Genomic DNA, 11,832 nt, shown 5'->3' on the forward strand with positions numbered 1-11,832 from the left:
GTGACCGCGTGCAAGGGGCGCCCCGGTCGTCAACGAACCGATCGGGCTCCGGTCAGAGGTGTCGGTCGGCATCCATCCGCTGGTGCAGGACGCGCACGACATCGACGACGCCCTCGGCGGTGAGGCGGTAGTACAAGGTGTGCGATCCGGCGGCAAGCATGCGGTAGCCGGTTCGGACCTCGTCGCAGGCGCGGCAGACCCGCGGATTCGCGGCTGCGCGGTCGACGGCTCGCAGGTACTCCTCGGCCTGGTCGACGTCCCAGCGGTCGGCGGTGTAGTCCCATATGTGTTCGAGGTCGGCTTGGGCGGCGGGTGAGAGTAGGTATCGGCTCACCGGCGGCGCGGCTCCTCGGCACGTTTACGGGCAAGAAACGCGTCGAAGTCGAACGGTGTCGAGGGGCCGCTCTGTTCGCCGTCCACCAACGCCTGTCGCAGCGCGTCCAGGTGAGTTTCGCGGTCTTCCAGCAGGCGCAGGGCCGAGCGGACGACGTCGCTGGCCGACCGGTAGCGACCCGACGCGACCTCGTCCTCGATGAACGCACTGTAATGCTCGTCGAGACTGAAGGACGTGTTCTTACCCATGGTCACAACATACCAATTCTTGGTACGTTGGGCCTTCGGCGGCCGGGGGTGGGCAGGATCAAAGGCCTGGCACAACGACCGAGCCGGTGCTCGCCCCGAGAATTGCGATCAGGGGTTGAAGTCAACATTTCCGGTGTAGCCGATCATCCATTGGATGCCGAACTTGTCGCTCGCCATGCCGAAGCGTTCGGCCCATTCCACCTTGCCGAGTGGTTCGGACGACGGCTCCAATATCGCCGGTGTCCATGTCGCTGAAGCGAACCATCATCAGTTCACCGCCGAACACGGACTGATGCAAGGTGAATACGTCTTCGGCGTTGCCGTTGAAGTTCAGGTACGGGTTGGCTGATTCATCGTGCGCCCCCTTCGATGGTGAGGGTGTCGCGTCACCCGAACGGGGCTATTCCTGTGCTGCCTTGGTCGGTGTAAATGGCTATGGCGCCGATCGCCGTGCCGAGCCCGTCGCTGAGCACCAACAGTCGTCCCGCGAAGCTGCGTATCTCACCATCGGCGCACAGCACGGGTAGGTCTGCTGCCATATCTTTGATCTGCGGCTTCTCCATCGCCCGATGGAACCCCGCCCAGTGGGCTTCCCGCAGATGTGATGGCACCACGAGGTCGAGGCTTTTCCCGACGGCATCCTCGGCGCGATGCCCGAACAGACTCTCGGCACCGGCGTCCCACTGCGTGATCCGACCGTCCGTGTCGGCAACGATCACGGCGTGGGTATCGCGCATGGCTGACACCATGAATGCAGTATGAGCACTGCGCGGTACCGATAGGCCCGAACTCGGAGATTCGTGAACCGCCACCCGCTCCCGACCTGGCTGGTAGCGCCCACATCTACGGCGGCGCTACCGATCAGTTTGCGTCCCGGGTCGAGATCAAACTGATCTGCCTGCGGGCGGATCTGCCCAAACTTGTCGACTCCGCCCATTGCCTTCGGTAACTCGAGGGAGCAGGCTGAAACACGGGAATGACCGGCGACGCCGGGTCGGCGCCGCCCTGAGAAGAAGGGGTGTCGACATGTTCGCACGCTCGACGACAATTGAGTCGCATCCGTCATACATCGACGCCGGGATCAAGCACGTACGCGACACCGTGATGCCTGCGCTGACGGACTTCGACGGCTGTCTCGGAATGTCGCTGCTGATCGATCGCGACTCGGGCAGTTGCATAGCGACCAGTTCGTGGCGGGACGACGAGTCGCTCCGTGCCAGCGAAGGGCCGGTGCGGAAGCTGCGCGACGACGCAGCCGAGGTCTTTCACGGGACCACGGATGTCTCGCGGTGGGAGATCGCGTTGATGCATCGCGATCACCATGCGGATCGCGGGGCGTGTTGCCGGATCACCTGGATGAAGGCCGGGCCGGCGCACATGGATCGCATCGTAGATGTGTGGAAGATGGTCGTGATGCCAAAGATGGAGGAACTTGACGGTTTCTGCAGCGCGGGCCTGATGCTCGACCATGCTGCGGGTCGCGTGGTGTCTTCACTGACTTTCGACAGTGCCGAGGCGATGGAACGTAACGCAGAACGTATCGGCGACATTCAGGACGAAGCAGGTCACGAAGTCGATGCCGAGGTGCTCGACACCTGTGGGTTCGAGCTCGCCATTGCGCACCTGCACGTCCCCGAAATGGCGTGATCGACTCAGAACTCACGCAGGTAGCAGAGCATCCTGTAGTCCGTGCCGGGCTGGATGTTCACGAATCCGTGCCGCTCGTAGAAGCGGCGGGTGTCGGTGTCTACTTCGTCGACATTGATGTGCATTTCGATTGCCCCGCGTTCGGCGAGTTCGACGAACGCGGCTTCGAGTAGCTGTGTGCCAATACCCCTGTCGCGTAGTGACGGACGAACGTAGAGCTCCTCGAGCTGCGCGAGTGGTCCGTCTCCGTACGGAGTTGGGCGCAAGGTGAGGTAGCCGAACCCGGCCGCTTCTTCTCGTTCGGCCAGGAGCACGAGGGCGTCCTCGCGGACGAGCAGGTGCTCGAACCGAGCAGCAAATTCCTCGGCGGAAGGTGTCGGGGTCTCGAACTCGGTGTTGAAGTCGTACAGCAAACGCCCCACCACCGGGGCGTCGGCCGCACTCGCGCGCCGGACCTCGAAAGTCTCCGGTTCCTCGGCCACTACTTCGAGTTCCGGGGCCGGCTCATCGGTGTCGTCGACCGACGCCTCCTCGTCCGTTCTGCTGTCGTCTTCGATGGGCGCCGAAGGCACGGCCGCCAGTGCGGCTGGCCCGAAACCGCTGTAGGACACGGCACCGAGCATCCGTCCACGACGCAGGTCGTCACCGATCTCCGGGTCGGAGAGCGCCGCGGTCAGTGATTGGCCGATTTCACGCAATGCAGTCGACGGAAGTTCGTGACCGCGCTCCTTCGCCTCGGACGCTGCACGGTCGGTCATCGTCGCAAATAGGGCGGCACGGCGATTCGCCAGTGTCCGCAGCTCGTCGCCCCGTAGCGCCTGCTGTGCCGAACGAAGCGTCGCTCCGAGTTCGACAAGTTCGTCGACGTTCTCGGGTGCGGATCGGGAGAGCAGGTTGAGTGCCCAGCCGGTGGTCGTGGGCTTCTTCAACGCACTCAGTTCCTTCGCCAGGATTTTGTCCCCAGACTCCTTCGCGCGTGTGACCGCGGCACGCCGGACCGCGACGAATTCGGACGGGACGACCCCGTAGAGCTTGTCGGCAACGCTGTCGAAGTCCACGTATCGATTGTGGCGGACATGGGTGGAACATCGACCGATAACGGTGAGGACGGGACTCCCACGGCTACGACATGGCGGTCACCACGAGCGTCGTGATGCTCAGCGCCAGCGCGACGATGGGTGGGACGAGGTGCCGGTCACCAACCCGCACGTGTGCGCCGATAGCACAGACGAAGAAGAACACCAGCCCGATCGCCGCGGCCACGCCTATCGGCCGCACGACGATTCCGACGAGGAGACCGATAGCAGCCACCGTGAAGACACCGCCGATCGGCCGTATCCACTCCTTCGGCACCTGGACCTGCTCGGCTGCGGTGACCGGAATGCGGTGATGGGTGAAATTCACCCAGGCACCGGACAACGCCACCACGACCGCGACAGCGGTGACGACCGTGTACACAACCTGCATCCCGCCCCTCCCTTCTCTTCGAGCCCTCGGAAACAGCCTTTGTGGATACAGACGTTCGTGATGGGCTTGATGTGACACAGCGCTGTTGCGTGTGACCGATCGACCTAAGGTGGCGCGGGAAGCTCCTCAACGAGCATGCTCGAAAGGGTTGGCAATTGAAGACGATCACAGCCGCCGACGTGAAGGGCAGGCTCGGCCCAGGTGGTGTGGACGGCCTGCTCATCACTTTCGAACGCCAGGACTGAATGGGCTCCGCCTGAAGCTGACCGATCCTGTCACGGCGTCGGTGCCGGGCAGGTGGTGTCGGATTCGACCATGGTGCCCTCGACCAAATAGTCGGTGACGACGTCTTGGGCACACTTGTTCTTTCCGAGAACGTAAACGCCGTGTCCGCTGCCGTCGACGGTCAGTAGCCGGGACCGTTTGCCGAACTTCTCGTCCAGGAGCTGTCCGCCACGAAGTGGTGTGACGGGATCTCGTCGGTTCTGCGCAATGAGAACGTTTGCCGGTCCATCATTCTCGATGGTGACCGGCGGCTCGGTTGGTGCGGATTTCCAGTAAGCGCACGGCAAGATGTTCGCGGCGGCCGCGCCGAAGAGTGGGTACGCCACGCGGTCGTCTGCCACCGACTGTCGGTAGGCGGCGACGTCGCCGGTCCATTCGACGTCATTGCAGGTCACCGCAAGAAAAACCGACCAGCTGTTGTCGTTCGGCGAGAGCTCCCCACTCGTCGGCGGGTCGGGCGTCGGTTCGGCCTCGTTCGGCTGGAGCAAGGATTGCCAGGTTTGCGCGGCGGTCTCGTAGGACTCCGGGTTGTAAAGCGTTACGAACGTTGCGAGTCGGAACGCTCGACCGTTGATTCCGTCCACTGGCGTTCGGTCGAGCCGCTCGGCGAGATCGAAGTAGGTGTCGCGCACGTCCTTCGGCGTGCGGCCCAACCCAAACCGATCATGCTGTGTAGCAGCCCATTCCGCGAAGTCTGGAAACGTCTCCTCCATGCCACGGCTGTACCTGCGCAACCCGTCCCGGTCGAGGTGGGTGTCGCCGATGTTGCTGTCGAGCACGATCCGGTCGGACGTCTCGGGGAACATCGATGCGTACGCGGCGCCGAGTGCGGATCCGTAGGAGTATCCGAGGAAGCTGGCCTTCTCTTCACCGAGCGCGGCCCGGATCCGGTCCAGGTCACGGGCCATGTTTGCGGTTGTAACATGACGTAGCCGTCCATCGTCGTTGGTTGCACACCGTTCGGCGACCTCCTCTGCGGTCGCGGCCTGCTCGGCGAATGCCTCTTTGTCGAATGCGTACGGCGGGACGGCGCCGTAGTACTCGAGGTCGTCGGTGAATCCGCAACCAATCGGCGACGAGTGTCCTACACCACGGGTGTCCATCCCGATCAGGTCGTAGCTGTCCCGCACACTCTGCGGCATTCCCAGCGACGCGAGAAATTTGGGCTGGTCCAGGCCGGTTCCTCCTGGCCCGCCTGGATTCAGCAGCAACACCCCTCGCCGCGCGTCCGGGTTTCGGGACGGTAGCCGGGAGATGGAGATGTCGATCTGCCTGCCATCGGGATCGGCGTAGTCCAGCGGCACGGATACAGTGGCGCATTGCAATTGGGAAGGACCGTCCTCGGGGTTCTCGACACCGTCCGGGCAGGCGCTCCACTGAACTTCCACCGAGCGCTCTGTTTCTGTCTCAGCAGCGGGCTGCGAGCAGGCAACGAGCAGGCCGGTCACCGCGACCGCCACGGCCGCCGAGCGAAACAAGTGAGACATCATGGGATTCCTTGTCGGGAGTGAGTCAGTTGCCGGCGCCGTCGAGCAGCCAGTGATAGCGCAGTCGAAGGGCCCGTTCGATGCTGCCGAGTGCAGCGCCGACGCCCAATGCGATGTTGAGCCACATGGGCAGGTCGACGGGGGACTGGAAGCTACCGACCGAATCTGCGATGGGCGGGATCTGCGATAGCGGTTCCATTATTTGCAGGACGAGAAGTGCGACGCCGATGAGCAGCATGACCACCGACACGAAGCCGATCGCTCGGCTGGTGATCGGGTGATTGTGCGCAAGGCGGGCACGGCGCCCCTCTGCCGAGGCGGGGTCCGGGGTCAGCTGTCGCTCGGAGCCGCCGTCGGTGACGTAGTGGCAGCGTTTGACGCCGAAGCCGCTCATGGCCACCTGAACAGTCCCGCCCTCGACCGGTAAGGCTGCCGGCAGTGTCGAATAGGCAACGTGTTTGCCGTCGCGGTAGAGGTCGGCCTTCACATTGCCCGAACTCTGGTTCTGCCAGTGGCGGATGTCGACAGCATATGCCACGTCGCGACCTGCGAAATCGGTGACGCGAAGGTGAAACAATGCGCGACCTGGTAATTGCCACCACCGAAAGCGCTGCAATGCGCGCCCGTCTCCTGTCCGAACTCGGCTCGCCGCTCGTCTCTGTTTCAGTTGCTCGAACACGGCCTTCACCTCCACTCACCGAGAATCGTCAGCCACTAGCACGCTGTACTGTTGCTCTTGACGGCACGAATCTAGCACAGTGTGCTAGCACGGTGTATTGGTGAGGGGATTGCGAATGGCGGAACCGCGCAAAGGTGGTCTCGACTCGAGAGCAAAGGTGATCATCGCGGCCTGCGAGATGCTCGACGAGGACCCGGCCTCGGCGTTGAGTGTCCGGACGGTGGCGGCACGGGCAGGGGTGAGCATGGGCTCGCTGCGCCACCACTTTCCGACACAGCGCGCGTTACGTGACGCAGTGATCGAGACGATCTACGACGTGGTCACGCCCGACGGCCACATCATTCACGACACGTCGATTCCAGCTCGTGACAGGTTGGTTCAGTGCCTGCGGCAGGTCCTGGCCGTGGAGGTCGGCGAAGAAGCGAGACAGGCGTGGATCACGGTTTTCGACTCTTTCGTCGTCCCCGATCCCACCGACGACATTCGGACGGCGTATGTGGCAATGGTCAACGAGGGGCAGCGCCGCGTCGAACACTGGCTCGGGCTTCTAGCCAAGGAAGGCGTCGTCTCCGGCGATATCGCGCAGCATGCGGCTTTTCTGAACGTCGTGCTCTCGGGACTGTCGCTCGAGCGTGCCCTACCCGCCGATCAGTCCATCCTCGAAAGAGAAACTGCAGCGCTGTACACAGCAGTGGACGCGATTCTCGATTCGCACGACTGAACCCGCGTCAGGGCTTGAAGTCGACGTTGCCTGTGTAGCCGACCATCCACTGAACGCCGAACTTGTCGGTAACCATGCCGAAGCGCTCGGCCCATTCCACCTTGCCCAGTGGCATCGTCTCCTGGCCGCCGTCGGACAGCCCGTTGAAGAGTCGATCGGTTTCCTCGACGCTGTCGGTCTCGAGTGACACGACGAAGCTGTCTCCCATGGTCACCGGGCCTCCCATCTCCGGGGGAACATCGGATCCCATGAGGATGCTGTCGCCGAGCGGCAGCGCGACGTGCGCGACACCGTTCTTCTGTTCGTCGGTCAGTTCCACGTCGCCGGTGTCCATGTCGCTGAAGCGAACCATCATGAGTTCGCCGCCGAAAACCGACTGATAGAGGGTGAAAGCATCCTCGGCATTGCCGTTGAAGTTCAGGTACGGGTTGGCTGATTTCATTGCACGCTCCTGTCGAGGTTCTACGTGGTGAGCCACCCGATGTCAGGGATGGCTAGAAGCACACTTGGTATTGCAGATTCCGCAGTGCGGCTGCCAGTGGGTCCTGGACAGCCCCCAGGGGTCGATGCTCTGTTCGAGGAGGTAGATCGGTCACCGATGGCTGACCCCATGAATCCAGTATGAGCAATGGGCAGCGCCGGTGCGGCGGAACGCAGCCAATCGCAGAGAGTCAGGCGCGCAGGCCCGGCGAACCCTCAGCTGCGCGAAAGTCGAACAACGCCGCTGTCGAGGTCGACGGAGACGCCAACGTCCTCGCCAGTGGCTTGATCTACGCGGGACATCCTCTTGGCATCCGCCTCGGCGACAGTGTGCCGGTACGCGGGTGAGAGCAAAGCGTGCAGTTCGTCGATGGCGCCGGTCGCCGCCTCGCGTGGATGGTTTCGACGGTGCATGCGCCAGTAGATCCATCCCTTGCGCTCGGCCCACAACGCGATTCGATCCACCACCAGGGCGAGGAAGGCAAGCACAATGATTCCGACAGTCCAGAACATGACACCTCCGATCGTCGCCTCGCCCGTACTCGACGCTACGCGCGATCTCGGGAAGCCAACTTGGTGAGCAGGCGTGGGCCGACACTTGCGAAAGTAGCTGTGCCACCCGCGAGCATCAGTCCTATCACCGTAAGTACACGCCTTTCGGCTGTTCGGTCCACGGTCATGCAACAACTTTGCGCGTCGGATGAACACACAACCTTATTCATGAATCGGCGCTCAGTCCTCTGGCGGTCGCTATCTCACGGGCTTCCTTCAGGAGTCGGATTGCCTTGGGGCCTACGCCGTGCAGCTTCGCGAGGACTGAGGTTCCCCCGAAAAGTGGACAGTGGTTACGCCGCCATCAGGGCCCCGGTCAATGACTTCTCGTAGTCGATGGGGCTGAGCATTCCGATCGCGGAATGTCTTCGACGAGTGTTGTAGCTGTTCATCCAGTTGTCAACTGCAGCAACCAATTCTGTCTGGTAGGCGAAGGTGTGGCGGTAGTAGTACTCATGCTTTAACGTCGACCACAGACTTTCGGCACCAGCGTTATCCCAGCATATGCCGGTCTTACCCATCGAACGCCGCAGCCCGTGACGCTGACAGGCCTGCTTCATGACCTCCGCGGTGTATTGACTTCCGCGGTCGGAGTGCACAATCGTGCCGGCCACGTCACCACCCCTGGCCGCGACGGCCATGTCCAAGGCGGCGATGACCAGTCGGGCGGTGTCGGTGACCGGACGTCGGCAGGACCTGATGACCACGCGTTTGCCTCACACCCTGCGTTCGGACGCGCGTGACAACCGCGAACGCATCCTCGACGCGGCCCGCACGGTATTCGTCAACACCGGCCTGGACGTGCCCATGCGGGAAGTCGCCCGGCATGCCGACGTCGGACCCGCCACCCTCTACCGCCACTTCCCGACCAAAGAGATGCTGGTCGCGGAGGCATTCACCGACCAGATGCTTGCCTGCCAGTCCTTTGTGGACGAGGCGCTCGCCGACTCCGATCCCTGGCACGGCTTTTGCCTCACGATCGAGAGGCTCTGTGAGCTGCAAGCACGCGACCACGGCTTCACCGCCGCATTCATGGCCGCCTATCCGCACGCCATGGACTTCGCCGCGATCCGCACGTCCGCGCTGACCGGCGCCGCCGAACTGATCCGCCGCGCCAAGGACACCGGACGCCTGCGCCCCGACTTCGACCTGAATGACCTCATCTTGATGATCATGGCCAACAACGGCATTCAAGCGAATACACCGGCGGCAAGACTCGCAGCCTCCCGCCGCTTCGCCGCCCTCCTGATCGACGCATTCCAAACCTCACCGACCTCAGCACCACTCCCACCGGCGCCACGGTTGATGCCCGCAAGTGCCGCAACAGGCAAAACGTGAGACGACCGAGTGCTGACGCCCTGCCATCGGCCGCGACTGGGGTTCCCGCACCCGGGTCGGGTCACCCCCTTCCCGCTGACTCTGCCTAACCGGACCGGGCCCGCGTCAACAGGAGGTTTCCTCACCAGGCGACCGGCCGACGCGGACCACGCTCAACGCCGCCTCAACGCCGGGTCGAGTAGCGCTGGAGGTGTGTCGTTCTTTTCGTTGGCGGCGAGATCGACACCGGGGGCGACGACCGCGTCGATCGCATCGAGCACATCACTGGACAGCACCGTGTCCGCAGCCGCGAGCTGAGAGCGCAAGTGATCCATGGTGCGGGGACCGATGATCGCGCTGGTCACTCCCGGGTGTGCCGTGACGAATCCGAGCGCGAGTTGAATCATCGTCAGGCCCGCCTCCTGGGCGATCGTGGCCAACTGTTCGACGGCGTCCATCTTGGCCCTGTTGGCCGGTATGTCGGTGTCGAAGCGCTGCGGCATGAACTTCGAGCGACTTGTGGTGATTTCCAGACCCTTGCGGATCGCGCCCGACAACCATCCCGATGCCAACGGGCTCCACACCATCACGCCGAGCCCGTACTGCTCGGTCACCGGCAGGACATGACTTTCGATCCCGCGTTGCAGGATCGAATAATTGGGCTGCTCGGTGACGTAACGACTCAGGTGATGCTCGTGGGCTGCCCATTGAGCTTGCACCAGACGGTGTGCGGGGAAGGTCGAAGAGCCGAAGTAGCGGATCTTTCCTGCGCGCTGCAGGTCTGTGAGCGTGGACAGCGTCTCCTCGTCGCTGGTATTCGGGTCCCACCGGTGGATTTGGTAGAGGTCGACGTGATCGACGCCGAGCCGGCGAAGACTGTTGTCCAGTTCGGTGATCAACCAGCGGCGTGAGCTGCCCCGATGGTTGGGTTCGTCCCCCATTGGCAGGCCCACCGTGGTGGCCAGCACGATGTCATCCCGTCGACCGGCGATGGCCTGGCCGACCAACTCCTCGGATTCGCCCTGGCTGTACATGTCCGCGGTGTTGATGACATTGACTCCGCTTTCGAGGGCCGAGTCCACCAAGGCGGTGACCTCGGCCTGGGTGGTGTTTCCGAGCCTGCCGAAGTTCATGGCACCCAGCGCGAGAGTGCTGACCTGAACGCCGGTGCGCCCCAATGTGCGGTACTGCATGTTGCGTTCCTCCGAAGGTGATAGCGATCCTGCGGCGAGTGGGTTGGTGTCACTGCCCCTGGTCTGACATCCTGAATAAGCGGAACGGTGTTCCGCTACCAAACATACGGAACACCGTTCCGTTTATCAAATTGTGGAGGTAACAGCAGTGATCGATGCAGATAGTGGGTCACGACCGGGCCCACGGAAGCGGGCAGATGCCCGGCGCAACGAGCAGACATTGCTGGAGGCGGCTGCCGCCGCATTCGTCACGTCGGGTGTCGAGGCACCAGTACGCGATATCGCTGAAACGGCGGGTGTCGGCGTGGGAACGATCTACCGCCACTTCCCTACCCGGGCCGATCTCATCGTGGCCGTCTACCGACATCAGGTCGAGTCCTGTGCCCAGGCCGGCCCCGCCCTCCTCACCGAAAACACCACGCCGTATGCCGCACTGGCGGAATGGATCAGTCTTTTCGTCGACTTCCTGGTCACCAAACATGGCCTGGCAGAGGCGTTGCAGTCCGACGACGCCACATTCGCGCCTCTGCACACCTACTTCGTCGATCGCCTCGTCCCCGTGTGCGCCCAAATACTCGACGCCGCTGCGGATGCCGGCGAGATCCACCCCGGCCAGCGTGCATACGAGCTTATGCGTGGCATTGGAAACCTGTGCATCGGCGCGAACAACGACCCCGACTACAACGCACGACACATGGTCGAACTCCTCATCACCGGACTGCACACACACCACGCGAGCCAGCCATGAGCTGCAACTGACCGCATACAAAAAGACCTCCGCGGCTACCATCCGAACGACCATCAGTCCGAGTTCGAGGTACACCATTCAGGTGAGTAGTGCCCACGTCCGGACACCCGCATGTCTCCGCAGTGCGACCGGAACCGAAGCGCATCTGCGCGCAGCTGGCCGCCACGCTGGGTGTCGACGGAAGGAGCGCTAAGTTGTTGTGGTTCATGAGGTTGGTGACACGGGGAGGGGTACGTGGGTAGCTGACGGCGCGGGTCTCCGTCGGCAGGATGAGAAGTGCGACCAACACATCCGAGCCCGAGGGAGACCCGCGTGTCCCACCGTAATGCCCCACTGACGCCCGCTGGAAGACTGCGACTTGTGCGCCGATGCCAGGACCGGCCGATCGCTCACGTCGCCGCAGAGGCCGCAATCTCACGTCAGTGCCTGTCGAAATGGGTGCACCGGTACCGCACCAGTGGAGAGGCCGGCCTCCTCGACCGGGCCAGCGTCCCGCACCACCAGCCCACCACCCTCGACCCGGTTCTGGTCGACCGGATCGAGAAGCTGCGCCGTGACAAGAAGTGGTCTGCCCGCAGGATCGCCGACGAACTGACAGGTGACGGGCACCAAGCGTCGGTGTCGACCGTGGGCCGATGGCTCGAACGCCTGGGCATCAACCGACGCCGATTCCT

At 63.2% G+C, this 11,832-nt stretch carries 17 protein-coding genes and 1 pseudogene; 7 read left to right on the top strand and 11 right to left on the bottom strand.

Annotation, left to right across the window (positions count from 1 at the left end; all coding sequences use genetic code 11):
* Positions 1-52 precede the first annotated feature (52 nt).
* On the bottom strand, positions 53-334 hold the full coding sequence (locus tag ACFWO3_RS21395) for a type II toxin-antitoxin system RelE/ParE family toxin (protein ID WP_378581567.1): 282 nt from the start codon (positions 332-334) through the stop codon (positions 53-55).
* The gene (locus ACFWO3_RS21400; protein ID WP_378581569.1) at positions 331-582 is read right to left on the bottom strand and encodes a type II toxin-antitoxin system ParD family antitoxin; all 252 of its coding nucleotides are present in this window, start codon (positions 580-582) and stop codon (positions 331-333) included. The genes ACFWO3_RS21395 and ACFWO3_RS21400 overlap by 4 nt, the downstream gene beginning before the upstream one ends.
* Before the next feature lie 154 nt (positions 583-736).
* Between ACFWO3_RS21400 and ACFWO3_RS21405 the strand changes: the two genes are divergently transcribed.
* Complete coding sequence (locus tag ACFWO3_RS21405; protein ID WP_378581571.1) at positions 737-931, top strand: hypothetical protein; 195 nt, start codon at positions 737-739, stop codon at positions 929-931.
* Between the two features lie 37 nt (positions 932-968).
* On the opposite strand, the gene ACFWO3_RS21410 is transcribed toward ACFWO3_RS21405, so the two are convergent.
* A complete protein-coding gene (locus ACFWO3_RS21410) occupies positions 969-1,319 on the bottom strand; it encodes a PAS domain S-box protein (RefSeq protein WP_378581573.1) in 351 nt (116 codons plus the stop codon).
* Positions 1,320-1,608: 289 nt separating this feature from the next.
* Between ACFWO3_RS21410 and ACFWO3_RS21415 the strand changes: the two genes are divergently transcribed.
* Positions 1,609-2,229 (top strand): hypothetical protein, encoded by a 621-nt coding sequence (locus ACFWO3_RS21415; protein WP_378581575.1) that lies wholly within the window; start codon positions 1,609-1,611, stop codon positions 2,227-2,229.
* Positions 2,230-2,234: 5 nt separating this feature from the next.
* On the opposite strand, the gene ACFWO3_RS21420 is transcribed toward ACFWO3_RS21415, so the two are convergent.
* Together ACFWO3_RS21420 and ACFWO3_RS21425 are read right to left on the bottom strand one after the other, a co-directional pair.
* Complete coding sequence (locus ACFWO3_RS21420) at positions 2,235-2,711, bottom strand: GNAT family N-acetyltransferase (protein WP_378581599.1); 477 nt, start codon at positions 2,709-2,711, stop codon at positions 2,235-2,237.
* Positions 2,712-3,351: 640 nt separating this feature from the next.
* Positions 3,352-3,696, bottom strand: coding sequence for a DoxX family protein (locus ACFWO3_RS21425; protein WP_378581577.1), 345 nt, complete (start codon positions 3,694-3,696; stop codon positions 3,352-3,354).
* Between the two features lie 119 nt (positions 3,697-3,815).
* Between ACFWO3_RS21425 and ACFWO3_RS21430 the strand changes: the two are divergent.
* Positions 3,816-3,941, top strand: a pseudogene (locus ACFWO3_RS21430) (DUF4177 domain-containing protein); the annotation flags it as partial.
* A gap of 30 nt (positions 3,942-3,971) precedes the next feature.
* Here ACFWO3_RS21430 and ACFWO3_RS21435 read toward each other — a convergent pair.
* Together ACFWO3_RS21435 and ACFWO3_RS21440 are read right to left on the bottom strand one after the other, a co-directional pair.
* Positions 3,972-5,471, bottom strand: coding sequence for an alpha/beta hydrolase (locus ACFWO3_RS21435; RefSeq protein WP_378581579.1), 1,500 nt, complete (start codon positions 5,469-5,471; stop codon positions 3,972-3,974).
* A gap of 22 nt (positions 5,472-5,493) precedes the next feature.
* The gene (locus ACFWO3_RS21440; protein ID WP_378581581.1) at positions 5,494-6,147 is read right to left on the bottom strand and encodes a hypothetical protein; all 654 of its coding nucleotides are present in this window, start codon (positions 6,145-6,147) and stop codon (positions 5,494-5,496) included.
* A 115-nt stretch (positions 6,148-6,262) separates the two neighbouring features.
* Between ACFWO3_RS21440 and ACFWO3_RS21445 the strand changes: the two genes are divergently transcribed.
* Complete coding sequence (locus tag ACFWO3_RS21445) at positions 6,263-6,868, top strand: TetR/AcrR family transcriptional regulator (protein WP_378581583.1); 606 nt, start codon at positions 6,263-6,265, stop codon at positions 6,866-6,868.
* Between the two features lie 7 nt (positions 6,869-6,875).
* Here ACFWO3_RS21445 and ACFWO3_RS21450 read toward each other — a convergent pair whose 3' ends face one another.
* From ACFWO3_RS21450 to ACFWO3_RS21460, 3 genes are all read right to left on the bottom strand, one after another.
* On the bottom strand, positions 6,876-7,310 hold the full coding sequence (locus tag ACFWO3_RS21450; RefSeq protein ID WP_378581585.1) for a VOC family protein: 435 nt from the start codon (positions 7,308-7,310) through the stop codon (positions 6,876-6,878).
* 254 nt (positions 7,311-7,564) lie between these two features.
* Complete coding sequence (locus tag ACFWO3_RS21455) at positions 7,565-7,861, bottom strand: DUF6191 domain-containing protein (RefSeq protein WP_378581587.1); 297 nt, start codon at positions 7,859-7,861, stop codon at positions 7,565-7,567.
* A gap of 332 nt (positions 7,862-8,193) precedes the next feature.
* The gene (locus ACFWO3_RS21460) at positions 8,194-8,541 is read right to left on the bottom strand and encodes a transposase (RefSeq protein WP_378581589.1); all 348 of its coding nucleotides are present in this window, start codon (positions 8,539-8,541) and stop codon (positions 8,194-8,196) included.
* Between ACFWO3_RS21460 and ACFWO3_RS21465 the strand changes: the two genes are divergently transcribed.
* Entirely contained in the window at positions 8,504-9,238 is a 735-nt protein-coding gene (locus tag ACFWO3_RS21465) for a TetR/AcrR family transcriptional regulator (RefSeq protein WP_378581591.1), read from the top strand. The two genes, ACFWO3_RS21460 and ACFWO3_RS21465, sit on opposite strands and share 38 nt — an antisense overlap.
* Before the next feature lie 152 nt (positions 9,239-9,390).
* Here ACFWO3_RS21465 and ACFWO3_RS21470 read toward each other — a convergent pair whose 3' ends face one another.
* Positions 9,391-10,410, bottom strand: a complete 1,020-nt coding sequence (locus ACFWO3_RS21470) for an aldo/keto reductase (protein ID WP_378581593.1) — start codon at positions 10,408-10,410, stop codon at positions 9,391-9,393.
* A 148-nt stretch (positions 10,411-10,558) separates the two neighbouring features.
* Here ACFWO3_RS21470 and ACFWO3_RS21475 point away from each other — a divergent pair, with 148 nt between their 5' ends.
* Entirely contained in the window at positions 10,559-11,158 is a 600-nt protein-coding gene (locus tag ACFWO3_RS21475; RefSeq protein ID WP_378581595.1) for a TetR/AcrR family transcriptional regulator, read from the top strand.
* Positions 11,159-11,470: 312 nt separating this feature from the next.
* Positions 11,471-11,832: helix-turn-helix domain-containing protein (locus tag ACFWO3_RS21480; RefSeq protein ID WP_378581597.1), on the top strand; the 362-nt coding region annotated here is incomplete at its 3' end.

The sequence above is a fragment of the Rhodococcus sp. NPDC058521 genome, from assembly GCF_042719695.1.
Lineage (GTDB): Bacteria > Actinomycetota > Actinomycetes > Mycobacteriales > Mycobacteriaceae > Rhodococcus_F.

Bases quoted from the DNA above. Each gene is read 5' to 3' on its own strand.
- ACFWO3_RS21400 (WP_378581569.1), bottom strand. From the start codon at position 582: ATGGGTAAGAACACGTCCTTCAGTCTCGACGAGCATTACAGTGCGTTC.
- ACFWO3_RS21405 (WP_378581571.1), top strand. From the start codon at position 737: ATGCCGAACTTGTCGCTCGCCATGCCGAAGCGTTCGGCCCATTCCACC.
- ACFWO3_RS21410 (WP_378581573.1), bottom strand. From the start codon at position 1,319: ATGCGCGATACCCACGCCGTGATCGTTGCCGACACGGACGGTCGGATC.
- ACFWO3_RS21415 (WP_378581575.1), top strand. From the start codon at position 1,609: ATGTTCGCACGCTCGACGACAATTGAGTCGCATCCGTCATACATCGAC.
- ACFWO3_RS21425 (WP_378581577.1), bottom strand. From the start codon at position 3,696: ATGCAGGTTGTGTACACGGTCGTCACCGCTGTCGCGGTCGTGGTGGCG.
- ACFWO3_RS21435 (WP_378581579.1), bottom strand. From the start codon at position 5,471: ATGATGTCTCACTTGTTTCGCTCGGCGGCCGTGGCGGTCGCGGTGACC.
- ACFWO3_RS21445 (WP_378581583.1), top strand. From the start codon at position 6,263: ATGGCGGAACCGCGCAAAGGTGGTCTCGACTCGAGAGCAAAGGTGATC.
- ACFWO3_RS21450 (WP_378581585.1), bottom strand. From the start codon at position 7,310: ATGAAATCAGCCAACCCGTACCTGAACTTCAACGGCAATGCCGAGGAT.
- ACFWO3_RS21455 (WP_378581587.1), bottom strand. From the start codon at position 7,861: ATGTTCTGGACTGTCGGAATCATTGTGCTTGCCTTCCTCGCCCTGGTG.
- ACFWO3_RS21460 (WP_378581589.1), bottom strand. From the start codon at position 8,541: ATGGCCGTCGCGGCCAGGGGTGGTGACGTGGCCGGCACGATTGTGCAC.
- ACFWO3_RS21470 (WP_378581593.1), bottom strand. From the start codon at position 10,410: ATGCAGTACCGCACATTGGGGCGCACCGGCGTTCAGGTCAGCACTCTC.